This is a genomic window from Streptomyces sp. NPDC127092, assembly GCF_042722475.1.
GTDB lineage: Bacteria > Actinomycetota > Actinomycetes > Streptomycetales > Streptomycetaceae > Streptomyces.
The window spans coordinates 24,136-46,443 of sequence record NZ_JBHXFE010000041.1; the positions used below are offsets into that span (position 1 = coordinate 24,136).

At 72.3% G+C, this 22,308-nt stretch carries 22 protein-coding genes; 12 read left to right on the forward strand and 10 right to left on the reverse strand.

Going from position 1 to position 22,308, the window contains the following annotated elements:
* The first annotated feature begins 34 nt into the window (after positions 1-34).
* Both ACFWJO_RS28630 and tyrS read left to right on the forward strand, forming a co-directional pair.
* A complete protein-coding gene (locus tag ACFWJO_RS28630; protein ID WP_386869690.1) occupies positions 35-1,426 on the forward strand; it encodes a metallopeptidase TldD-related protein in 1,392 nt (463 codons plus the stop codon).
* Between the two features lie 54 nt (positions 1,427-1,480).
* Positions 1,481-2,749: a tyrosine--tRNA ligase gene (tyrS, locus tag ACFWJO_RS28635; protein WP_386869692.1), complete on the forward strand. Its 1,269-nt coding sequence runs from the start codon at positions 1,481-1,483 to the stop codon at positions 2,747-2,749.
* Between the two features lie 147 nt (positions 2,750-2,896).
* Here tyrS and ACFWJO_RS28640 read toward each other — a convergent pair whose 3' ends face one another.
* A complete protein-coding gene (locus ACFWJO_RS28640; RefSeq protein ID WP_384413261.1) occupies positions 2,897-3,172 on the reverse strand; it encodes a GlsB/YeaQ/YmgE family stress response membrane protein in 276 nt (91 codons plus the stop codon).
* Between the two features lie 169 nt (positions 3,173-3,341).
* Here ACFWJO_RS28640 and ACFWJO_RS28645 point away from each other — a divergent pair, with 169 nt between their 5' ends.
* Together ACFWJO_RS28645 and ACFWJO_RS28650 are read left to right on the forward strand one after the other, a co-directional pair.
* Positions 3,342-3,767, forward strand: coding sequence for a DUF3099 domain-containing protein (locus tag ACFWJO_RS28645; protein WP_386869694.1), 426 nt, complete (start codon positions 3,342-3,344; stop codon positions 3,765-3,767).
* 195 nt (positions 3,768-3,962) lie between these two features.
* Positions 3,963-4,184: a hypothetical protein gene (locus tag ACFWJO_RS28650; protein ID WP_384413255.1), complete on the forward strand. Its 222-nt coding sequence runs from the start codon at positions 3,963-3,965 to the stop codon at positions 4,182-4,184.
* On the opposite strand, the gene moaA is transcribed toward ACFWJO_RS28650, so the two are convergent.
* From moaA to ACFWJO_RS28665, 3 genes are all read right to left on the reverse strand, one after another.
* Entirely contained in the window at positions 4,167-5,156 is a 990-nt protein-coding gene (gene moaA / locus ACFWJO_RS28655) for a GTP 3',8-cyclase MoaA (RefSeq protein ID WP_386869696.1), read from the reverse strand. The genes ACFWJO_RS28650 and moaA overlap by 18 nt on opposite strands.
* A 182-nt stretch (positions 5,157-5,338) precedes the next feature.
* Positions 5,339-6,979, reverse strand: a complete 1,641-nt coding sequence (locus ACFWJO_RS28660) for a cation acetate symporter (protein ID WP_386869698.1) — start codon at positions 6,977-6,979, stop codon at positions 5,339-5,341.
* Positions 6,976-7,350, reverse strand: a complete 375-nt coding sequence (locus tag ACFWJO_RS28665; RefSeq protein WP_386869700.1) for a DUF485 domain-containing protein — start codon at positions 7,348-7,350, stop codon at positions 6,976-6,978. Before ACFWJO_RS28665 ends, ACFWJO_RS28660 begins: the two co-directional genes overlap by 4 nt.
* Positions 7,351-7,620: 270 nt before the next feature.
* On the opposite strand from ACFWJO_RS28665, the gene ACFWJO_RS28670 reads away from it, so the two are divergent.
* Together ACFWJO_RS28670 and ACFWJO_RS28675 are read left to right on the forward strand one after the other, a co-directional pair.
* The gene (locus tag ACFWJO_RS28670) at positions 7,621-9,162 is read left to right on the forward strand and encodes a S8 family serine peptidase (protein ID WP_386869702.1); all 1,542 of its coding nucleotides are present in this window, start codon (positions 7,621-7,623) and stop codon (positions 9,160-9,162) included.
* Positions 9,163-9,225: 63 nt separating this feature from the next.
* A complete protein-coding gene (locus ACFWJO_RS28675; protein WP_386869704.1) occupies positions 9,226-10,527 on the forward strand; it encodes a CoA transferase in 1,302 nt (433 codons plus the stop codon).
* A gap of 13 nt (positions 10,528-10,540) precedes the next feature.
* Here the strand turns inward: ACFWJO_RS28675 and ACFWJO_RS28680 are convergent, their stop codons facing one another.
* The 6 genes from ACFWJO_RS28680 to ACFWJO_RS28705 form a co-directional block, all read right to left on the reverse strand.
* Entirely contained in the window at positions 10,541-11,584 is a 1,044-nt protein-coding gene (locus ACFWJO_RS28680; protein ID WP_386869706.1) for a zinc-dependent alcohol dehydrogenase family protein, read from the reverse strand.
* 150 nt (positions 11,585-11,734) lie between these two features.
* Entirely contained in the window at positions 11,735-12,442 is a 708-nt protein-coding gene (locus tag ACFWJO_RS28685) for a VIT family protein (protein WP_386869708.1), read from the reverse strand.
* 24 nt (positions 12,443-12,466) lie between these two features.
* Positions 12,467-13,693, reverse strand: a complete 1,227-nt coding sequence (locus ACFWJO_RS28690) for an amidohydrolase family protein (RefSeq protein WP_386869710.1) — start codon at positions 13,691-13,693, stop codon at positions 12,467-12,469.
* Positions 13,690-14,973 carry an amidohydrolase family protein gene (locus ACFWJO_RS28695; RefSeq protein ID WP_386869712.1) on the reverse strand — a complete coding sequence of 428 codons (1,284 nt, stop codon included), beginning with the start codon at positions 14,971-14,973 and terminating at the stop codon, positions 13,690-13,692. Before ACFWJO_RS28695 ends, ACFWJO_RS28690 begins: the two co-directional genes overlap by 4 nt.
* 37 nt (positions 14,974-15,010) lie before the next feature.
* On the reverse strand, positions 15,011-15,895 hold the full coding sequence (locus tag ACFWJO_RS28700) for an SDR family NAD(P)-dependent oxidoreductase (protein ID WP_386869714.1): 885 nt from the start codon (positions 15,893-15,895) through the stop codon (positions 15,011-15,013).
* Positions 15,895-16,695 carry an acetoacetate decarboxylase family protein gene (locus ACFWJO_RS28705; protein ID WP_386869716.1) on the reverse strand — a complete coding sequence of 267 codons (801 nt, stop codon included), beginning with the start codon at positions 16,693-16,695 and terminating at the stop codon, positions 15,895-15,897. The genes ACFWJO_RS28700 and ACFWJO_RS28705 overlap by 1 nt, the downstream gene beginning before the upstream one ends.
* Positions 16,696-16,798: 103 nt before the next feature.
* Between ACFWJO_RS28705 and ACFWJO_RS28710 the strand changes: the two genes are divergently transcribed.
* The 6 genes from ACFWJO_RS28710 (at position 16,799) to ACFWJO_RS28735 (ending at position 22,308) form a co-directional block, all read left to right on the forward strand.
* Positions 16,799-17,452 (forward strand): TetR/AcrR family transcriptional regulator, encoded by a 654-nt coding sequence (locus ACFWJO_RS28710; protein ID WP_386869718.1) that lies wholly within the window; start codon positions 16,799-16,801, stop codon positions 17,450-17,452.
* A 46-nt stretch (positions 17,453-17,498) separates the two neighbouring features.
* Positions 17,499-18,473, forward strand: coding sequence for a DEDDh family exonuclease (locus ACFWJO_RS28715; protein ID WP_384413219.1), 975 nt, complete (start codon positions 17,499-17,501; stop codon positions 18,471-18,473).
* Positions 18,474-18,554: 81 nt separating this feature from the next.
* Positions 18,555-18,788: a hypothetical protein gene (locus ACFWJO_RS28720; RefSeq protein ID WP_384413216.1), complete on the forward strand. Its 234-nt coding sequence runs from the start codon at positions 18,555-18,557 to the stop codon at positions 18,786-18,788.
* 93 nt (positions 18,789-18,881) lie between these two features.
* A complete protein-coding gene (locus ACFWJO_RS28725) occupies positions 18,882-19,685 on the forward strand; it encodes an SURF1 family protein (protein ID WP_386869721.1) in 804 nt (267 codons plus the stop codon).
* Between the two features lie 72 nt (positions 19,686-19,757).
* Positions 19,758-21,548 carry a glycoside hydrolase family 15 protein gene (locus ACFWJO_RS28730; RefSeq protein ID WP_386869723.1) on the forward strand — a complete coding sequence of 597 codons (1,791 nt, stop codon included), beginning with the start codon at positions 19,758-19,760 and terminating at the stop codon, positions 21,546-21,548.
* Between the two features lie 4 nt (positions 21,549-21,552).
* On the forward strand, positions 21,553-22,308 hold the full coding sequence (locus ACFWJO_RS28735) for an SDR family oxidoreductase (protein WP_386869724.1): 756 nt from the start codon (positions 21,553-21,555) through the stop codon (positions 22,306-22,308).

A 22,308-nucleotide genomic window follows, 5' to 3' on the forward strand; every position in this document is an offset into this window, starting at 1 on the left:
AGCACAGCCTCAACACGACGCAGGAGGCCGGTCGATGAGCCGCGTCAGCAAGCCGTACGAGATCGTCGAGCGGGCCCTGGAGCTGTCCCGCGCCGACGGGTGTGTCGTCATCGCCGACGAGCAGTCCTCGGCGAACCTGCGCTGGGCCGGGAACGCGCTCACCACCAACGGCGTCACCCGGGGCCGCACGCTGACCGTGGTCGCCACCGTGGACGGCGGCCAGGGCACCGCCTCCGGTGTGGTGTCGCGCTCGGCGGTGACCGCCGACGACCTGGAGCCGCTGGTGCGGGCCGCCGAGGCGGCCGCGCGGGCGGCCGGTCCGGCCGAGGACGCGCAGCCGCTGGTGGAGGGCGTGCCCGCGTCGCCCGACTTCACCGACGACCCGGCCGAGACCGCCTCCGCGGTCTTCGACGCCTTCGCGCCGGCACTGGGCGAGGCCTTCGCCCGCGCCCGGGCGGGCGGCCGGGAGCTGTACGGCTTCGCCAACCACGAGCTGACCTCCACCTACGTGGGCACCTCCACGGGCCTGCGGCTGCGCCACGACCAGCCGAACGGCACCCTCGAGCTCAACGCCAAGTCTCCGGACCGCACCCGCTCCGCGTGGGCCGGGCGCGCGACCCGGGACTTCACGGACGTGGACCCGGCGGCGCTGGACGCCGAGCTCGCCACCCGGCTCGGCTGGGCGGAGCGCCGGATCGACCTGCCGGCCGGGCGCTACGAGACGCTGCTGCCGCCGACCGCCGTGGCCGACCTGATGATCTACCAGCTGTGGTCCTCGGCGGCCCGGGACGCGGTGGAGGGCCGGACGGTCTTCTCCAAGCCCGGCGGCGGCACCCGGATCGGCGAGACGCTGTCGCCGCTGCCGCTGACCCTGCGCAGCGACCCGCACGCGCCGGGCCTGGAGTCCGCGCCGTTCGTGATCTCCCACGCCTCGGGCGACGAATCCTCGGTCTTCGACAACGGTCTGCCGGTGCCGCAGGTGGACTGGGTACGGGACGGGAAGCTGCACCGGCTGCTCACCACCCGGCACACCTCGGAGCTCACGAAGCTGCCGATGGCGCCCACGGCCGGGAACCTGATCCTGGACGGCGGCGGCGAGCGCTCCCTGGACGAGATGGTCGCCGCCACCGGGCGCGGACTGCTGCTGACCTGCCTCTGGTACATCCGCGAGGTCGACCCGGCGACGCTGCTGCTCACCGGCCTCACCCGGGACGGCGTCTACCTGGTCGAGAACGGCGAGGTGGTCGGCGAGGTGAACAACTTCCGGTTCAACGAGTCGCCGGTCGACCTGCTGTCGCGGGCCACCGAGGCGGGCCGGACGGAGAACACCCTGCCGCGCGAGTGGAGCGACTGGTTCACCCGGGCCGCGATGCCCGCGCTGCGGGTGCCGGACTTCAACATGAGCTCGGTCAGCAAGGGCGTCTGACCCGCCTAGACTGGCTGATGAGATTGTCCCCATGAGCATGAGGAGACGGACGACGTGACCGACATCGTCGACGAGCTGAAGTGGCGCGGGCTCTTCGCCCAGTCCACCGACGAAGAGGCCCTGCGCAAGGCGCTCGCGGACGGTCCCGTCACGTTCTATTGCGGCTTCGACCCGACCGCGGCCAGTCTCCACGTCGGCCACCTGGTCCAGGTGCTCACCGTCCGCCGGCTCCAGCAGGCCGGGCACCGGCCGCTGGCGCTGGTGGGCGGGGCCACGGGTCAGATCGGTGACCCGCGGCCGACCGCCGAGCGCACCCTGAACGACCCGGAGACGGTCGCGAACTGGGTGAACCGGCTGCGGTCGCAGATCGAGCCGTTCCTGTCCTTCGAGGGCGAGAACGCCGCGATCATGGTGAACAACCTGGACTGGACCGCCGGTCTGTCGGCGATCGAGTTCCTGCGGGACATCGGCAAGCACTTCCGGGTCAACAAGATGCTGACCAAGGACTCCGTCGCCCGCCGTCTGGAGTCCGAGCAGGGCATCAGCTACACCGAGTTCAGCTACCAGCTGCTCCAGGGCATGGACTTCCTGGAGCTGTACCGGCGCTACGGCTGCACGCTGCAGCAGGGCGGCTCCGACCAGTGGGGCAACCTGGTGGCGGGGCTCGACCTGATCCACAAGCTGGAGCCGGAGGCGCACGTCCACGCGCTCGCGACGCCGCTGATGGTGAAGGCCGACGGGACCAAGTTCGGCAAGACCGAGAGCGGCGCCGTCTGGCTGGACCCGGAGATGACCACGCCGTACGCGTTCTACCAGTTCTGGCTGAACGTGGACGACCGTGACATCTCCACGTACATGCGGATCCTGTCCTTCAAGTCCCGCGAGGAGCTGGAGGAGCTGGAGAAGCTGACGGCCGAGCGGCCGCAGGCCCGTGCGGCCCAGCGGGCGCTCGCCGAGGAGCTCACCACCCTGGTGCACGGCGCGGACCAGTGCCGGGCCGTGATCGACGCCTCCAAGGCGCTGTTCGGTCAGGGCGAGCTCGCCGAGCTCGACGAGGCGACGCTGGCCGCGGCGCTCTCCGAGCTGCCGCACGCGCGCGTGACGGAGCTGGGTCAGGTCGTGGACCTGTTCGCCGAGGTGGGCCTGGTGGCGAGCAAGTCGGCGGCCCGCCGCACCGTGAAGGAGGGCGGCGCCTACGTGAACAACGTCAAGGTGACCGCCGAGGACGCCGAGGTGTCGGCGGACGACCTGCTGCACGGGCGCTGGCTGGTGCTGCGCCGCGGCAAGAAGAACCTGGCGGCGATCGAGGTCGTCGCCGGCTGATCCCGTACGGCCCGAGCTCGTACGGCCCGGGTACGGGAATCCCGTACGGGACCGGGTACGGCATGACCGGAGGCCCGGTACGCGCGCTCTGCGCCGTACCGGGCCTCCGGTGTGTCGTGCGTCGGGGCGGGTGCCCCGGTCAGGCCCTCAGGCCCGCTGTCTGGTGCCCTTGATCGAGGCCCACAGCATGTCGCCGACCCCGACGACGGCGACCGCGCCGATGAGCTGGAAGAGGTGACGGGTCCAGTCGATGCCCTTGGTGTCGTTGACTCCGATCCAGGTCGCCACCGCGTTGCCGAGCACGCTGCCCAGAATGCCGAACACGGTCGTCAGCCAGAGTGGGATCTGCTGCTTGCCCGGCAGGATCGCCTTCGCGATCAGGCCGAGGACCAGGCCCACAATGATCGCCCACAACCAACCCATCGTCGCCTCCTCGTGCGGGTGTGTGCCCAGTCTCGGCCCCTCGGCCATACGGCGCATGTCGGACGGCGCCATACGTGCCCCGGCCTCCTGCGGCCGGGACGGCGGGCGTACCGTGGAAGGAGGTCCGGACCGGGGAGGGTCCGGCACGGCCGTCGGGTGGTGGAATGTGATGCGGAAGCGTGGCGGGACCGAGGTCTTCCGGATCACCGGTGCCCGGCAGGGCCTCGCCGACGACGTGCGGGGCCGGCAGCGTCGTTACGTCGTCTCGATGTCGATCCGTACCCTGTCCGTGATCGCCGCCGCCTCGTTGTGGAACGTGGAGCGGCACGTCGCGATCGTCGCGCTGGTGCTCGGAGCTGTGCTCCCGTACATCGCCGTGGTGATCGCCAACGCCGGCCGGGAGAGCGCGCCCTCCCTCCCGTCGACCTTCATCCCCACGCCGGTGCTGCCGGCGCTCGGCCCCGGCGAGCGGGCCGCGCAGGGCCCGGAGGGCGAGGAGAAGGCGGAATCGCGGGCGAATATGACGGCGGAAACGGAAGCCGGAGCGGAATCGCGGGCGGAAAGCCCGTGCATCCGCAATGATCACGCAGGGTGAAGCAATGGCCAGCGGAATGCTCAGGAAAAGCTCAGATCAATCATGAAGTTCCGCTGCACCGCACCCCATTTCCCGTGACATACTGCCTACGCGCTCCGCATCCCCCGTCGGAGCGACGGACCGATGCCGGGCAGCTCCCCCCGTGGCTGCTCGGCATCGCCCTTGCTGGACAATGATCAGGTGATTCTGGGTCCAGTGAGCGAAGAGAAGCCGATCTGTTCCGCGAAGGGCTGCCGGGCGGATGCCGTCTGGGTCCTCGCCTGGAACAACCCCAAGCTGCACACGCCGGAGCGGCGCAAGACCTGGCTCGCGTGCGAGGAGCACCGCGAGCACCTCTCCCAGTTCCTGGGCGTACGGGGTTTCCTGAAGGACGTCGTGCCGCTCGCCGAGTGGGACGAGTCAGCCGCCGATCGCTGACATCGGACGCTCGGGCTGGAGGAAGCTCGGGTCGTCCAGACCCGAGCCGGCCTTCTTGCCCCACATGGCCTTCCGCCAGATCTCGGCGATCACGGCGTCCGGCGCGTCCGAGCGCAGCGCCGCCCGCAGGTCCGTCTCCTCGGTGGCGAACAGGCAGGTGCGCACCTGGCCGTCGGCGGTGAGCCGGGTCCGGTCGCAGGCCCGGCAGAACGGGCGGGTGACGGAGGCGATGACGCCGACGGTGTGCGGGCCGCCGTCGACGACCCAGCGCTCGGCCGGCGCGGAACCGCGCTCCTCGGACCCCTCGGGAGTCAGCTCGAAGCGGGTGCGGAGCGACTCCAGGATGTCGCCGGCGGTGATCATGCCGTCGCGCTTCCAGCCGTGCTGGGCGTCCAGCGGCATCTGCTCGATGAAGCGCAGCTCGTAGTCCTGCTCGATCGCCCAGGCCAGGAGGTCGGGGGCCTCGTCGTCGTTGAGCCCCGGCATGAGGACCGCGTTGACCTTGACCGGCGTGAGGCCGGCGTCGCGGGCGGCGGCCATGCCGTCGATCACGTCGTGGTGGCGGTCGCGGCGGGTGAGGGTCTTGAAGACCTCGGGGCGCAGGGTGTCGAGGGAGACGTTGACCCGGTCGAGGCCGGCCGCCTTGAGGGCGGCGGCGGTGCGCTTGAGCCCGATGCCGTTGGTGGTCAGGGACATCTTGGGCCGGGGCTCCAGCGCGGCGCAGCGCTCGACGATGCCGACGAGGCCGGGGCGGAGCAGCGGCTCACCACCGGTGAAGCGGACCTCGGTGACGCCGAGGTCGGTGACGGCGATGCGGATCAGGCGGACGATCTCGTCGTCGGTGAGCAGGTCGGGCTTGGCCAGCCACTGCAGGCCCTCTTCCGGCATGCAGTACGTGCAGCGCAGGTTGCACCGGTCGGTGAGGGAAACACGCAGGTCGGTGGCGACTCGGCCGTAGGTGTCGATGAGCACTGGGCCCCTCCCCCTTCTTCCGGTGGGCTTTCCGTCCGCCGGTCGGCGTTCCGGTTCGCTTCTCGTTCGAGCCTACGTGACCCCTATGACATCGGGCACGGGCCGATTGTCACGAGGACCGGGACGGCCGCGTCGTAGAACTCTACGACGCGGCCGCCGGACGGAAGCGGAACGTATACGACTCAGTGCGCTCCGACGCCGGTGAGGGACTTGACCTCGAGTTCCGCGTACTTGCCCTTGTCCGGCTCCTCCTTGGAGAGGACCGAGCCGAGCCAGCCGAGCAGGAAGCCGAGCGGGATGGAGACCAGGCCCGGGTTCTCCAGCGGGAACCAGTAGAAGTCGACGGTCTTGAACATGGAGGTCGGCTTGCCGGAGACGACCGGCGAGAACAGCACCAGGACGACCGCGGAGATCAGACCGCCGTAGATCGACCAGAGCGCTCCGGTGGTGGTGAACCGCTTCCAGAAGAGGCTGTAGAGGATCGTCGGCAGGTTGGCGGAGGCGGCGACGGCGAAGGCGAGCGCGACCAGGCCGGCGACGTTGAGGTCGCGGGCGAGGGCGCCGAGCGCGATCGAGACGACGCCGATGAGGACGGTGGCCCAGCGGGCGGCCCGTACCTCCTCCTGCTCGGTGGCCTTGCCGCGCCGGATGACGTTGGCGTAGATGTCGTGCGCGAACGACGAGGACGAGGCCAGGGTGAGGCCGGCGACGACGGCGAGGATGGTCGCGAAGGCCACGGCGGAGATGACCGCGAGCAGGATCGCGCCGCCGGTCGAGCCGGCGCCGCCGCCGATCTCCAGGGCGGCGAGCGGGGCCGCGGTGTTGCCGGCCTTGTTGGAGGCGATGATGTCGCTGTTCTTGAGCAGGGCTGCGGCACCGAAGCCGAGGACGATCGTCATCAGGTAGAAGGCGCCGATGATGCCGATGGCCCAGTTGACGGACTTACGGGCGGCCTTGGCGGTCGGCACCGTGTAGAAGCGGATGAGGATGTGCGGCAGGCCGGCCGTGCCGAGGACGAGCGCGATGCCGAGCGACAAGAAGTCCAGCTTCGAGGTGGCGGTGGCGCCGTACTTGAGGCCGGGCTCCAGGAAGGCGTCGCCCTTGCCGCTGTTGGTGGCGGCCGCGCCGAGCAGCTCCGAGACGTTGAAGTGGAACTTCCACAGGATGAGGAAGGTGATCAGGAGCGTGCCGGCGATGAGCAGCACGGCCTTGACCATCTGCACCCAGGTGGTGCCCTTCATGCCGCCGATCGTCACGTACACGATCATCAGGACGCCGACGAGGGCGACGATGGCGACCTTGCCGCCGTCGCTGGTGATGCCGAGCAGCAGCGAGACGAGGACGCCGGCGCCGGCCATCTGGGCGAGCAGGTAGAAGATCGAGACGACGATGGTGGAGGTGCCGGCGGCGGTGCGGACGGGCCGCTGGCGCATCCGGTACGCGAGGACGTCGCCCATGGTGAACCGGCCGGAGTTGCGCAGCGGTTCGGCGACCAGGAGCAGCGCGACCAGCCAGGCGACGAGGAAGCCGATCGAGTAGAGGAAGCCGTCGTAGCCGAACAGGGCGATGGCGCCGGCGATGCCGAGGAAGGACGCGGCGGACATGTAGTCGCCGGAGATCGCCAGGCCGTTCTGGAAGCCGGTGAACTGCCGGCCGCCCGCGTAGAAGTCGGCGGCGCTGCGGGTCTGCCGGCCGGCCCAGACGGTGATGACGAGGGTGGCGACGACGAAGGCCGCGAAGAGCGTGATGATCAGCGGGCGGTGCTCGCTGGTGGCGCTGCCCGCGGCGAGGGGGACGGCCACCGCCTGGAGGGTGCTGCTCATGCGTCGGCCTCCATGCGGTCCTTGATGGCCTCGGCCTTCGGGTCGAGCCGGTCGGCGGCGTGGCGGGAGTAGAGCCACGCGATGAGGAACGTGGTGGCGAACTGGCCGAGGCCGAGGACCAGGGCCATGTTGACGTTGCCGAACACCTTGGTGCCCATGAAGCCGCCCGCGTAGTTCGAGAGCAGCACGTAGAGCAGGTACCAGGCGATGAAGGCGATGGTCAGAGGAAAGGCGAAGGAACGGTACGTACGGCGCAGTTCGCCGAATTCCGCGCTTTCCTGGACCTCGACGAACTGTTCCGTCGTGGGCTGGACGGGACCGCTGTGGGTCCCGCCTCCGTCTCTCGGCGGCGGCGGTGCTTCGGTAGCCACGGACTCTCCTCGTGACGCGGGGGCGGACGACTGGGTCAAGGGGGCCTCACCAGGGGTGCGGAACCGGGGCTCCGATCGGAGCTCCTCCCCTGCTCAACGGCACGGAACGCACCGCGAAGTGGTTCACGAGAGTGGTTTTCTCTTCCATGATCTTCATCAAGTCCTCTCAACTCATTGAAGGCCGGGGAAGATCGGCGATAACTTCACTCGTCATGCCTGCCCGCGCGCAATCGGCGCCCGGGCGGTACATACGGATGATGTGGAGAACCCATGGCTCATCTGGGATCGAGGCGCGGCCGAGTACTCGCTCTGCCGGCCGGCCTCGCGCTCACGGCCTCGCTCGGCTTCCTGCCCGCCGGCGCCGCGTCCGCCGCGGAGCTGAGCGACCTCCCGACGGCCGCCGTCGTCACGAACGGCCCGAAGCTGTCGTACGTCGTCAACATCGACAACAGCCCCTGGACGGGCGCGTCGGTGAAGAAGGCGATAGCCGCCGCCGGCGGCGAGGTGGTCGTGTCGTACGACCGGATCGGCGTGATCGTCGTCCACTCGCAGAACCCGGAGTTCGCGCAGACGATCCGCACGGTGCGCGGCGTGGTGTCGGCCGGCGCGACCCGTACGGCGCCGCTGTCCGCCGCGACGGACACCTCCGTGGACGAGGGCTCGCAGGAGCTCACCCCGGCCGAGGTGAAGGCCGCCGCTGCCGCCGCCACGGACGGTCAGGACCCGATGGAGCCCCTGCAGTGGGACCTGCCGGCCATCAAGGCCGACCAGGCCCACAAGAAGACCCTCGGCAGCAAGAACGTCACGGTCGCCATCATCGACACCGGTGTCGACGACACCCACCCGGACCTGGCGCCGAACTTCGACGCCGCCGCCTCCGCCAACTGCGTGAGCGGCAAGGCCGACACGACGCCCGGCTCGTGGCGCCCCATGAAGGGCGAGAGCGACCACGGCACGCACGTCGCGGGCACCATCGGCGCCGCCAAGAACGGCATCGGCGTCACCGGTGTCGCGCCGGGCGTGAAGCTGGCCGGCATCAAGGTGTCGACGCCCGACGGCTTCTTCTACACCGAGGCCGTGGTCTGCGGCTTCGTGTGGGCGGCCGAGCACGGCATCGACATCACGAACAACAGCTACTACACCGACCCGTGGATGTTCGCCTGCAAGAACGACGAGGACCAGAAGGCCCTCGTCGAGGCGGTCACCCGCGCGACCCGCTACGCGGAGAAGAAGGGCACCGTCAACGTGGCGGCGGCCGGCAACTCCAAGTTCGACCTGGCGGCCGACACGATCAGGGACACGACCAGCCCGAACGACACCACGGCGGTCACCCGTGACATCGACCCGCGGGAGTGCTTCGACTACCCGGCGATGCTGCCGGGCGTGGTGACGGTCTCCGCGACCGGCGCCAAGGACCTGAAGGCGTCCTACTCCAACTACGGTGCCGACGTCATCGACGTCGCGGCACCGGGCGGCGACCGCACCGAGTACCAGACCCCCGACGCGCCGGCGGTCAACGGCCGCATCCTGTCGACCACGGTCAACGGCGGCTACAACTACAAGGCCGGCACGTCGATGGCCTCGCCGCACGCGGCGGGCGTCCTGGCGCTGCTGAAGTCGACCCACCCGTACGCGAGCCCGGCGGCGCTGAAGGCGCTGCTGTACGCGCAGGCGGACGAGCACGCGTGCACCAACCCGTACGACATCAACGGCGACGGCACCGTCGACGCCGTGTGCGAGGAGGGCGCGGACAAGAAGAACGGCTTCTACGGAGCCGGCATCGTGGACGCGCTGGACGCCGTCCGGAAGTAAGCGGACAGGTCTTGGACGAACCGCCCGTGGCACTGAGTGCCACGGGCGGTTCATAGTTTCCCCATGGACAGCACAGTGCGTACGGGTACGGAGTCGTTGTGGTCGGCCCTGGGCGGCGATCCCGCCCTGCTCGACCGGGTGGACTACGGCGGGGTCTCGGGACTGCTGCCGGCCCGCCTGCCGGTGATGGACCTGGCGCGGGCGACGGTCGCGGTCTGCTCGCTGGCCGCGGTGGAACGGGCCGGGCTGCCGGGCCGGGTCCGGGTGGACGACGGGGCGGTGGCGACGGCCTTCGTGAGCGAGCGGCACCTGCGGGTGGACGGCCGGGTGCCGGTGTCCTTCGCGCCGCTCTCGCGTTTCTGGCGGGCGGCCGACGGCTGGGTGCGCACCCACGCCAACTACCCGTATCACCAGGCGGCGTTGCAGGCCGCGCTGGGCACGGACGACTCCGTGGAGGCGGTGGCGGCGGCGATCGCCGAGCGGAAGGCGGTCGAGGTCGAGACGGCGGTGTACGCGGCCGGAGGCCTGGCGGTCGCCCTGCGCACGCCCGCGGAGTGGGCGGCGCACGAGCAGGGCCGGGCGGTGGCGGCGCGCCCGCCGGTGAGCCGGGAACGGCTCGACGAGGCGGCGCCGAGGCGGCGTTCCGGCGGGCCGCTGCGGGTGCTCGACCTCACGCGGGTCATCGCGGGCCCGGTGGCCACCCGGACGCTCGCCCTGCTGGGCGCGGACGTGCTGCGGATCGACCCGCCGGGCCGTCCCGAACTGCCCGACGCGCACGCGGACACCGATGTCGGGAAGCGGACGGCGGCCCTCGACCTGGACAGCCCGTCCGACCGGCGCACCTTCGGCGAACTCCTCGACGCGGCGGACGTGCTGGTGACCGGCTACCGCCCGGGCGCGCTCGACCGCTTCGACCTGCACCGGCCCGGCCTGGTCGTCGCCCGGCTCTCGGCCTGGGGCGACTACGGGCCCTGGGGGGAGCGGCGCGGCTTCGACAGCCTGGTGCAGGTGGCGACGGGCATCGCGGCCGTGGAGGGCTCGGCGGCCGAGCCGGGCGCGCTGCCCGCGCAGGCCCTGGACCACGGCACCGGCTATCTGCTCGCGGCGGCGGTGCTGCGCGCGCTGACCGAGCAGGACCGGGACGGCGGCACCCGCCTCGTACGCCTGGCGCTCGCGCAGACCGGGCACTGGCTGACGCACGGCCTGCCCCGGTACGAGCCGGAGCACCACCTCCGGGAGTCGGACGGCCCGCTGGGCCGGCTGCGGTACGCGCTCTCCCCCGTCTCGTACGAGGGCGGCCCGGCGGACTGGTCGCGCCCGCCGGGCGTGGCGGGCGCGGACGCCCCGGAGTGGACCACGGCGTGAACCGCGGCCCGGGTCACGGCGTGACGAGGACCTTCAGGGCGGTGCGCTCGTCCATCGCCTTGTAGCCGCCGGGGACGCCGTCGAGGCCGACGGTGAGGTCGAACACCGGGGAGGGGTCGATCGTGCCGTCGAGGACGTCCGGCAGCAGCTCGGGGATGTAGGCGCGGACCGGGGCGACGCCGCCGCGCAGGGCGATGTTGCGGTCGAACATGACGGACAGGTCGAGGCCGGTGTGGCTGCCGTGCGGGACGCCGACGTAGCCGACGGAGCCGCCGTCGCGGGTGATGTTCACGGCGGTGCGCATGGACTGCTCGGTGCCGACGGCCTCGATCACGGCGTGGGCGCCGTGGCCGCCGGTGAGCTCGCGCACGGCGGCCTCGGCTGCCTCGCCGCGCTCGGCGACGACGTCGGTGGCGCCGAAGGCCCGGGCGATGTCGGTGCGGGCGGTGTGGCGGCCGAGGGCGATGATCCGCTCGGCGCCGAGCCGCCGGGCGGCGAGGACGCCGCACAGGCCGACCGCGCCGTCACCGACGACGGCGACGGTGACGCCCTCGCGCACGCCGGCGCCGAGGGCGGCGTGGTGGCCGGTGCCCATGACGTCGGAGAGCGCGAGCAGCGCGGTGAGCAGGTGGTCGTCGGAGGCGGCGTCGGCGGGCAGCTTCACGAGGGTGCCGTCGGCGAAGGGCACCCGTACGGCCTCGCCCTGCCCGCCGTCGGAGCCGACGGAGCCCCAGAAGCCGCCGTTCGGGCAGGAGGTCTGCAGGCCCTCGGCGCAGTAGTCGCAGGTGCCGTCGGACCACACGAAGGGCGCGACGACGAGGTCGCCCCTGGCGAAGCCGCGGACGTCGGCGCCCGTCTCCTCCACGATCCCGAGGAACTCGTGGCCGATCCGCTGTCCGGGCTTCCGAGCGGACTCGCCGCGGTAGGCCCACAGGTCACTGCCGCAGATGCAGGCGCGCACGACGCGGACGACGACGTCCGTGGCCTCCTGGACCACGGGGTCGGGCACGTCCTCCACGCGCATGTCGAAGGGGGCGTGAATGGTGGTGGCGCGCATGGGTCCTCGCTGGCTCAGCTCTTCGTACGACGTTCACCGTACATCGCGCCGAGAACTCCGCCGGCCGGCGGGCACCGCACCGCGACACAGGCCAGCATGCCCCGGAAACGGAGCGGGGGCAGCCGGAGCGGTTCCAGGGCCGGACAGGCCCTAGACCCCCGCCGCCCCCAGCAGTGATCCCGCCGCGTACGTCACCGCCATCGCGAGGGCGCCGCCGCAGGCGTTGCGGAGGATGGCGGGGGTGGTGGGGGCGGCGCCGAGGCGGGCGGAGGACCAGCCGGTGAGGGTCAGGGCAGCCAGGACGGAGAGGACCGTGATCCACAGGCGGTGGGCGGCCGGGGGCAGGACGATCGCCAGGAGCGGGAGGAGCGCGCCGGCGGTGAAGGCGAGGAAGCTGGCGCCGGCCGCGTGCCAGGGGTTGGTGAGTTCGTCGGGGTCGATGCCCAGTTCGACGCGGGCGTGGGCGCGCAGGGCGTCGCGTTCGGTGAGCTGCTCGGCGGCCTCGCGGGCGACGTCCGGGGACAGGCCGCGGCGGGCGAGGAGCTGGGTGAGTTCGGCGAGTTCGACCTCGGGCTGCTCGCGCAGCTCGCGGCGTTCCTGGGCGAGCGCGGCCTTCTCGGAGTCGCGCTGGGTGGAGACGGAGACGTACTCCCCCGCCGCCATGGACATGGAGCCGGCAAGGAGACCGGCGAGGCCGGCGGTGAGGAGGGCGGACCGGGACTCGGTCGCGCCCGCCACGCCGACGACGAGGCCCGCGGTGGAGACGACTCCGTCGTTGGCTCCGAGCACGGCGGCCCGGAGCCAGTTGAGCCGGGAGCCGAGGCCGTGGGCCTCGTCGTGTGCGGGGGCTTCAGTCACCCCTGGAGGGTCGCACCCGGTGCGTCACCAGACGCGGACCGACCCGCCCGGGGCGAAGGCGGGGCTGGTCGCGCCTTCGGGGACCTTCTCCAGCGGCCGGGCGATCTCCTCGACGGACGGGCCGTGGACGGCGGCCAGGCCGTCGAGGAGGGTGAGGTCGAAGCCGTAGACGCGGGCCGCGTTGCCGCCGACCATGGCGGCGACCTCGTCGCGCGGCAGCCCGGCGTAGGCGATGCGCAGGCCCTCGCGGGAGTACGGGGTGGTGCCCTCGTCGTGCGGGTAGTCGCTGCCCCACATGATCTTGTCGAGGCCGATCCGCTCGCGCAGCGGCACCTCGTGCGGGCGCATGAAGCTCGCGCCGACGAAGCAGTTGTCCCGCCACACCTCGCTGGGGCCCTTGCCCATGGACTCGGCGAGTCCGGCGCCGAACTTGGACTCCGCGGTGGCGGCCCGGGCCGAGGCCGCGACGAGGCGTCCGTGGTAGTAGTCCAGCATGTCGAGCACGCCCGGGATCCAGCCCGAGCCCTGCTCGGTGAGGACCAGCTTCAGGCCCGGGTGGCGGCGGAAGGCCCCGCCGAAGATCAGGTGCCACAGGGCCCGGTGCGAGAACCAGGTGGTCTCCACCATGAACACCGCCCGCGCGGCGGGTTCGTCGCCGAGCGGCGGTGAGGCGGAGCCGCCGTGGTGGTTGACCGGGACGTCGAGTTCCGCGCAGACCGCCCAGATCGGGTCGTACGCCCGCGAGTGCAGCTCCGGTACGGGCGAGCCGGGCGGCGCGCCGGGGAGCATGATGCCGCCGGTGAGCCCGGCCTCGCGGGTCCGGCGGATCTCGGCGACCGCCGCGTCCACGTCGTTGAGGAGGATCTGCGCCACGCCCGCCCGCCGCCCCGGCGCGTCCGCGCAGAAGTCGGCGAGCCAGCGGTTGTGCGCCTGGAGGCCGGCCCAGCGCTGCTCGAAGTCGGCGCGGCTCGGCGGCTGCGCCATCAGCGAGGCCTTGGGGAAGAACGGCGGGATGGTGTTGGGGAAGACGACCTCGGCGACGATGCCGTCCGCCTCCAGTTCGCGCAGCCTGCGCCGCGAGTTCCAGTTGCGGTCGGCGGTGTCGGCGAGAAGGTCCTCGTACGGGTTGACGTAGGTCGCCGCCCAGGCGTCGAAGTCGTCGTGGTGCTTCTTCGCCAGGTACGGCTTGTAGTCGAGCAGGTCCGCGCCGGCGTGGCAGTCGGCGGAGATGACGGTGTAACGGTCGGTCATGAGGTGACTCCGATCGCCGGGAAGTCGTGCTCGGTGAGCCAGTGCCGCCCGACCTCGCGGGACCGGGCCCAGGACGCCTCGACGGCGGACTGGTCGGCGCTCTGGCCGAGTTCGGCGGGCGTGGGGCCGATGCGCCGGGCGATCGGGTCCAGCTTCGCGACGTCGAAGCCGAAGACCTCGGCGGCGGCCAGGCCGAGGATCCGCCGGGTCTCCGCCACCGGGATGTCGTGGAAGGTGTTCCGCAGCCAGGCGCGCGTGCTGGGCCAGGTGCCCTCGGGGTGCGGGAAGTCGGAGCCCCACAGGATGTTGTCGACGCCGATCTCGTAGCGCTGGGCGAGCTCGCGCCGCTTGGTGTTGGTGGCGCAGACGAAGACCTGCCGGTCGAGGTACTCGCTCGGCGGGCGCTTCAGCTCGGCGAACGGCGACAGCTTCTTGCCGCCGTGCGCGCCCAGGTAGAGCCGGTCCATGAACCACAGCAGGTTCGGCAGCCACCAGCAGCCGGACTCGGCGACGCCGAAGCGCAGCCCGGGGTGGCGTTCGAAGACGCCGGACCAGAGCAGGAACCACAGCGGCCGGGCCGGCCACCAGGTGACCTCGGAGACGTAGATGCCGAGGTGGTCGCCGTACTCCTCGCGCGGCGCCGCTCCCGAGTGGGTGACCAGCGGCATGCCGGTCTCGGCCGCGGCGGCCCACACCGGGTCGTAACGCCGGTCGTGGTAAGGCGCCTTGTCCACCCACATGGAGGGGATCATCAGCGCGCCGAGCCCGGACTCCCTGGCCCGGTGGATCTCGGCGACCACGACGGCCGGTTCGGCGGTGACCGGCAGCAGGGCGACGCCGCAGTGCCGCTCGGGATGCCGGGACACGAACTCGGCGAGCCAGCGGTTGTGCGCCTGCGCGCCCGCCATGCCGAGCTCCGGGTCCTGGTCGCCGGAGAGGCCGAGGCCGACGCCGAAGGGCGCGGCGGTCCGGCTGTCGACGGCGTCCGCGTCCGGGAAGACGACCTCGGCGGCCACGCCGTCGCCGTCGAGCTCCTTGATGCGCTGCGCGGCGTCCCAGCCGCCCCGCAGCCCTTCCTCGTTGTCGTGGAACCACTTGTCAGCGAAGGCCTCGTTGCGCACCCCGAGCCGGGTCATGGCCTCGCGGCGGGCGTCCCGGCCGGCCAGGAACTCGTCGAAGTCGCGGTGGAAGCGGGAGTCGAGATAGGGCCGGTACTCCTCGGTGGGAAGCCCGGCGTGGCAGTCGGACGAGATGATCAGATACGGATCCTCGTAGCTCATCGTGCAGCCCCCTCGGGCCGGTCAGTCGCCGGCCCAGTCAGTCGAGGATGAAGCTCTCCAGGTAGGACGGGTCGGCGCGGTCGAGCATCGACTGCGAGCGCGCCCTGATCTGCCGGTCGCTGTGCTCGCTCGCCGGCAGCATCCAGAACCGGTCGGCCCTGATCCCGTCGACGACGTGCCCGGCGACCTCCTCGACCGGCGTGAAGGCGACCTCGTGCCCGGCCTCCTTCATCGCGGCCTCCCACTGGTCGAGGCTGCGGTACGGGGTCCTGCGCGGGCGCTCCTTGGCGAAGCGCGCGGGCCGGTTGCGGTGCGACTCCCACAGGCCGGTGCGCAGCATGTGCGGGCCGGGGAAGAGGACCGAGGCGCCGACGCGGGCCCGTTCGGCCTTCAGGTGCGCGTAGAGCGACTCGGTCATGGTGACGACGGCGGACTTGGTGACGGCGTAGACGGAGGCCGTGGGCAGCGGGGCGATGCCGCCGTCGCCGGAGGAGGTGTTGACGACGTGGCCCGGCTCGCCGCCGGCGAGCATGCGCGGCACGAAGGCCTGGATGCCGTGGAAGACGCCCCACACGTTGACGGCGAAGGCCCACTTCCAGTCGTTCGGCTCGTGCTCCCACATGCGGCCCTCGGCGCCGGAGCCGACGCCCGCGTTGTTGCACAGCACGTGGACGGCGCCGAAGGTCTCGTACGCGGCGTCGGCGAAGGCGCGTACGGAGTCGGGCTCGCTGACGTCGACGGTGCGGGCGAGGATCTGCGCCCCTTCCTCCATCAGCTCCTCGGCGGCCCTGGCGAGCGGCGCCTCCTCGATGTCGCCGAGGACCACCGCGAGGCCCTCGGCGGCGAAGCGGCGGGCCATGGCGAGGCCGATGCCGCTCGCCGCGCCGGTGACGACGGCGACCTGTCCCTCGCGGAGTTCCATCAGCCGGCGCTCCCTTCCGGCGGCGCGTCGAGCGCCTGCCGCGGGTCGTCGTAGCGCTGGTGGAGGTAGGGCAGGAGGTCCTGGGCGCTGACGCGTTCGACGACCCGGCCCTTCTGGTCGGTGGTCTTCTCGCCGATGGTGATCTCGACGAGCCGGTGCACCGCGAGGTCGGCGACCGGGTCGTACATCGACTCGCGCAGCACGACGTCGCCGGTGATCCTCTCCAGTTTCCGCACCTTCTCGTTGCGCACGCAGTGGACGAGGACGGGGTCGCCGTCGAAGCCGGAACCGTCCACGGCGGGCAGGAACTTGAAGTAGAAGTCGGTCTTCTCGGCGGGCTCGGGCGGCGGCAGTTCGCCGGAGACCGCGCCGCGCACCTCGACGAAGGCGATGCCGTGCCGGGCGAGCGAGGCGCGGACCACCAGGCCGTCGCGTTCGACGAGGACCTCGCCGAGCTTCTTCGGCTCGCCGAAGACCTCGCGCCCGCCGGTGAGGGCGCGCTCGTGGGTCATCGGCATGACCAGCGGGTACCAGCCCTCCTGGTCGCCGTGGGCGGCGGCGACGGCGACGGATCCGGCGCCGAGCGGGTAGCCGGGCAGGTCGACCTTGCTGACGCTGACGCGGACCAGCGGGCGTCCGGTGGGTTTGAGCGGCGGCGGCAGCACGGCCGCCACGACGTCCGGGTCGGTCTCCCAGACGGCGACGACCCCGGTGGACCAGATGTCGGGAAGCCCGGCGCTGCGTGCACGGGTCGCGGCGATCTCCGCCTCGGTGCGCGCCCCGTACCGTACTCGTGCCATGACGTACCACCCTTCGGGAAGGCATCGGCCTGTAACACAGTTACACCGGGGTGCCGGAAGGGTAAAGGCCCGTGCACACAGGAGAGTTGGGGGACCAGAACCGATGGCACGCAGCGCGCTGACCCGCGACGAGGTCCTGGACGCGGCCGCCGCCCTGGTCAGGGAGCACGGCCCGGCCGCCCTCACGATGCGCCGCCTCGCCGCCGAGCTCGGCACCGCCGTCACCTCGATCTACTGGCACGTCGGCAACCGCGAGTCGCTGCTCGACGCCCTCGTCGAGCGCACCGTCGCCGACCTCGGCACCCTCCGCCCGCACGGCGCCGACCCGGCCGAGCGGATCGTCTCGGTGGCCGTCCTGCTGCGCCGCGCGCTGCGCGAGCGCCCGCACCTGGTCGCGATGGTCCACGAACGCGGGCTGACGGAGCGCATGTTCCTGCCCGCCCAGCGCGCCCTGGTGCACGAGGCCCACGCGGCCGGACTGCGCGGCGCCCGGGCCGCCGAACTGGTCCGCGCGGTCCAGTTCCAGGTCGTCGGCCACGTCCTGGTCGAGCGCAACCGCGAGCGCTCCCCCGCCCAGTCGCCCGCCGAGACGGAGCTGTGGGCGGCACAGACCACCGCCGGCACCGACGGGCCGGAGGACCCGGCCCTGGCCCGCGCGCTCGCGGCCCCGGTCGACACCGAGCAGCTGTTCCCGGTGGCGGTACGGGCGCTGGTGACGGGTCTTCTGCGCAACGGGACCGAGCGGATCCGGCCATGAAACCGGACACCGGGGGCGGCGCTGTCGGTCGCGGGCCGTATTCTCAGTGACCATGCTCGACGACCGTACGACAGCAGCGACCTGGCCGGCCGCGTACCCACAGGGGTACGCGGTCGTCGACGTGGAGACCACCGGCCTCGCCCGCGACGACCGGATAGTGTCGGCTGCCGTCTACCGGCTGGACGCCCAGGGGAACGTGGAGGACCACTGGTACACGCTGGTCAACCCCGAGCGCGACCCGGGGCCGGTGTGGATCCACGGACTCACCAGCGACGTCCTCGAAGGCGCGCCGCTCTTCCCGGAGATCGCGGAGGAGTTCTCGGCGCGGCTGGACGGGCGGGTGCTCGTCGCGCACAACGCGATGTTCGACTGGCAGATGATCGCCCGCGAGTACGCGCGGGCGGAGAGCGCCGCACCCGTGCGGCAGCGGCTGTGCACCATCGCCCTGTCGAAGGAGCTGTCGCTGCCGCTGCCGAACCACAAGCTGGAGTCGCTGGCCGCGCACTTCGGCGTCGTGCAGCAGCGGGCGCACAACGCGCTCGACGACGCCCGGGTGCTCGCGGAGGCGTTCCGGCCGAGCCTGCACGCCGCCGCCGAGCGGAACGTGCGGCTGCCGCTGCTCGAGTGCCGGCCGCTGACCGAGTGGGCGCCGGCCCCGGAGCGGCCGCGGATCGGGTACCAGGCCTCGTACCGGGCGAACACCTGGCGGCCCTCGCGGAAGCGGCCGCCGTGCCCGTATCCGAACCCCGGACGTTACGAGTCGGACAAACCGCTCAAGCAGGGCATGAGGGTGGCGTTCTCGGGCGACACCTCGATCGACCGCGAACTCCTGGAGGACCGGGCCGTCGAGGCGGGCCTGCACGTGGCGAGCAGTGTGTCGCGGCTCACCAGCCTCCTCGTCACCAACGATCCGGACTCGGCCACCGGCAAGACCCTGAAGGCGAAGTCGTACGGCACTCCGGTCGTCGACGAGGCGGCCTTCACCCAGCTGCTGCGCGACGTGGCCCCGGCAGACGAGTGACGACGGCAGACGAGTGACGGGCCGGCGCGGGCCGGGCGCGCCGCCCGGCCTTCGCCCGCCCGTGGCCCCACCCTGTGGCGCATGGCACGTTGTGAGGTCTGCGGAAACGATTACGGCATGTCCTTCGAGGTGCACGCGCAGGGCGCGGTGCACGTCTTCGACTGCTTCGCCTGCGCCATCCACCGCATGGCGCCCATCTGCGAGCACTGCCGGGTCCAGATCATCGGCCAGGGCGTCGAGGTCCAGGGCAGCTGGTACTGCGGCGGCCACTGCGCTCGCGCGGAGGGGAGGGTGGGCATCGTCGACAAGGTGTGACGAAACGATCCTCTGCATGATCCTCCGGTCACCGGCCCCGGTGACCGGAACCCCCGTGCGGTCACCCCGTGGCCCGAGTTGTACGGTCATGGGGTGTACCGCTTCCTGTTGTCCCGGCAGTGGGTGATCCTCACCCTCGTGGCCCTCGTCCTCATCCCCGTGATGATCGAGCTGGGCTTCTGGCAGTTCCACCGGCACGAGCGCCGGGTCGCCCAGAACACCCTGATCGCGGACAACCTCGCGGCCGAGCCCGTCCCCGTCGAGAAGCTCACCTCGCCCGGGCACACCGTCCCGCGCGCCGACTACTGGCGGCACGTGACCGCCACCGGCACCTTCGACACCGCGCACGAGGTCGTCGTGCGCCGCCGTGTCTCGTCGGACGAGCGGGTCGGCTTCCACGTCCTGACCCCGCTGGTCCTGAAGGACGGCAAGGTGGTCATGGTCAACCGCGGCTGGATCCCGGCCGCGGACGACCAGCGCGCCTACCCGGAGGTGCCGCCCGCGCCGAAGGGCGAGGTCACCGTCACGGGCCGGCTGATGGCGGACGAGACCACCGGTGCCAGCGGCATCAAGGACCTGAAGGGCCTGCCGGACCGTCAGGTCATGCTGATCAACAGCGGGCAGCAGGCGGCGCTGCTCGGCCGGAGCGTGGTCGGCGGCTACATCGAGCAGACCGCTCCGGCGCCGGCCGGCGACACCCCCGAGCAGATCCCCGACCCCGACCACGACTCGATCGGCGCGCACATGGCGTACGCGATCCAGTGGTGGCTGTTCACCGCCGGCGTCCCGGTCGGCTGGGTGATCCTGGTCCGCCGCGAGAAGCGCGACCGGGAGGCGGCGGCCCGCACGGCGGACGAGGCGGAAGGGACGCCCGAGCCCGCCGGGGCGACGGCCTGAGAACCGCGCCGGCCCCGCGCGGCGGGAGCCCGGGCTGATTGACCGTCGCCGCTTCCGGGAACAGCCCAAAGCGTGACGCAACGTATCGACGACTACGCCCTCATCGGCGATCTCCAGACCGCCGCGCTCGTCGGCCGCGACGGGTCGATCGACTGGCTGTGTCTCCCCCGCTTCGACTCCGCCGCCTGCTTCGCCGCCCTCCTCGGCGACGAGAACAACGGCCACTGGCGGCTCGCGCCCAAGGGCGCCACGACCTGTTCGAGCCGCCGGTACGCCGAGGACAGCCTGGTCCTGGAGACCGTCTGGGAGACCCGCACCGGCACGGTCAAGGTCGTCGACTTCATGCCGCAGCGGGACAAGGCGCCCGACGTCGTCCGGATCGTCGAGGGCCTCGGCGGGACCGTCGAGATGAGCGCCGTGCTGCGGCTGCGCTTCGACTACGGCTCGATCGTGCCGTGGGTGCGCAGGGCCGACGGCCACCGGGTGGCCGTCGCCGGGCCCGACTCGGTGTGGCTGCGCAGCGAGCCGCCGGTGAAGACCTGGGGCCAGCAGTACGCGACCTGCTCCTCGTTCAGCGTCCGGGCGGGCGAGCAGGTCGCGTTCGTCCTCACCTGGCACCCCTCGCACGAACCGCGGCCGGAGCTCGTCGACCCGTTCGAGGCCCTGGAGCACTCGCTCGCCGACTGGCGCGAGTGGGCCGCCCGCTGCACGTACACGGGCCCCTACCGGGAGACCGTCGTCCGCTCCCTGATCACCCTGAAGGCGCTCACCTACGCACCGACCGGCGGCATCGTCGCCGCGCCCACCACCTCCCTGCCGGAGGAGCTCGGCGGCGTCCGCAACTGGGACTACCGGGCCTGCTGGCTGCGGGACTCCTCGCTGACGCTCGGCGCGCTGCTGTCCGCCGGCTACGTCGAGGAGGCGGCGGCCTGGCGCGACTGGCTGCTGCGCGCGGTGGCCGGCGACCCGGCCGACCTCCAGATCATGTACGGGCCCGCCGGAGAGCGCCGGCTGCCCGAGACGACGCTGCCCTGGCTCCGCGGCTACGCGGACTCGGCACCCGTACGGATCGGGAACGCGGCCGTCGAGCAGCTCCAGCTCGACGTCTACGGCGAGGTCATGGACTCGCTGTTCCGGGCGCGGAAGGCCGGGATCCCGCCGGAGCGGCACGCCTGGAACCTCCAGCTGAGCCTGCTGGGCTTCCTGGAGTCGACCTGGCGGGAGCCCGACGAGGGACTGTGGGAGGTCCGCGGGCCGCGCCGGCACTTCGTGCACTCCAAGGTGATGGCCTGGGTGGCGGCGGACCGGGCGGTGCGCACCCTCGAGGAGGATCCCTCGCTGCCGGGCGACGCGGCGCGCTGGCGGGCGATGCGGGACGAGATCCACGCGGAGGTGTGCGCGAAGGGCTACGACCCGGACCGGAACACCTTCACGCAGGCGTACGGCTCGCGCGAGCTGGACGCGGCGACGCTGCTGATCCCGCTGGTGGGCTTCCTGCCGCCGGACGACCCGTGGGTGAAGGGGACGATCGACGCGGTGCGGGCCGAGCTGATGCACGGCGGCTTCCTGCGCCGCTACTCGACGGAGGGCGTCTCCGTCGACGGACTGCCGGGGCAGGAGGGCACGTTCCTGGTGTGCTCGTTCTGGCTGGCGGACGCGCTGCGGCTGACCGGCCGGACGGAGGAGGCGCGGGAGCTGTTCGAGCGCCTCGCCGGGCTGTGCAGCGACGTGGGTCTGCTGGCCGAGGAGTACGACCCGGTGACGGGCCGCCAGCTGGGGAACTTCCCGCAGGCCTTCAGCCACATCGGGCTGGTGGGCACCGCGCTCGCGCTGGCCGCCGAGGACGGCGACGCGGCAGGATAGGCCCATGGATCTTGGACTGAAGGACCGTGTGTACGTGGTGACCGGCGCGACCCGCGGGCTCGGCCGGGCCTCGGCGGAGGCGCTGCTCGCGGAGGGCGCGAAGGTGCTGCTCACCGGGCGCGAGGAGAAGACGGCCGCCGAGGCGGCGGCCGCGCTCGGGCCGGACGCGGCGGGCGTCGCCGCCGACAACGCCGACCCCGGGACGCCTGCCCGGCTGATCGCGGAGGCCCGGTCCCGGTTCGGCGGCTTCGACGGCATCCTGATCAGCGTGGGCGGTCCGGCGCCGGGCTTCGCCGCCGACAACACCGACGAGGAGTGGGCGGCCGCCTTCGACACGGTCTTCCTGGGTGCGGTGCGGCTGGCCAGGGCGGCGGCCGAGGCACTGCCGGAGGGCGGCGTCATCGGGTTCGTGCTGTCCGGTTCGGTGCACGAGCCGATCCCCGGCCTGACGATCTCCAACGGCCTGCGGCCGGGCCTGGCCGGCTTCGCCAAGTCCCTCGCCAACGACCTGGGTCCGCGCGGCGTCCGGGTCGTGGGCCTGCTCCCGAGCCGGATCGACACGGACCGGGTCCGCCAGCTCGACGCCCTGTCGGGCGACGCGGAGGCCTCCCGCGCGGCGAACGAGGCGGCGATCCCGCTGCGCCGCTACGGCACCCCGGAGGAGTTCGGCCGCACGGCCGCGTTCCTGCTCTCCCCCGCCGCCTCCTACCTGACGGGCGTGATGCTCCCGGTGGACGGCGGCGCGCGCAGCGGCTTCTGA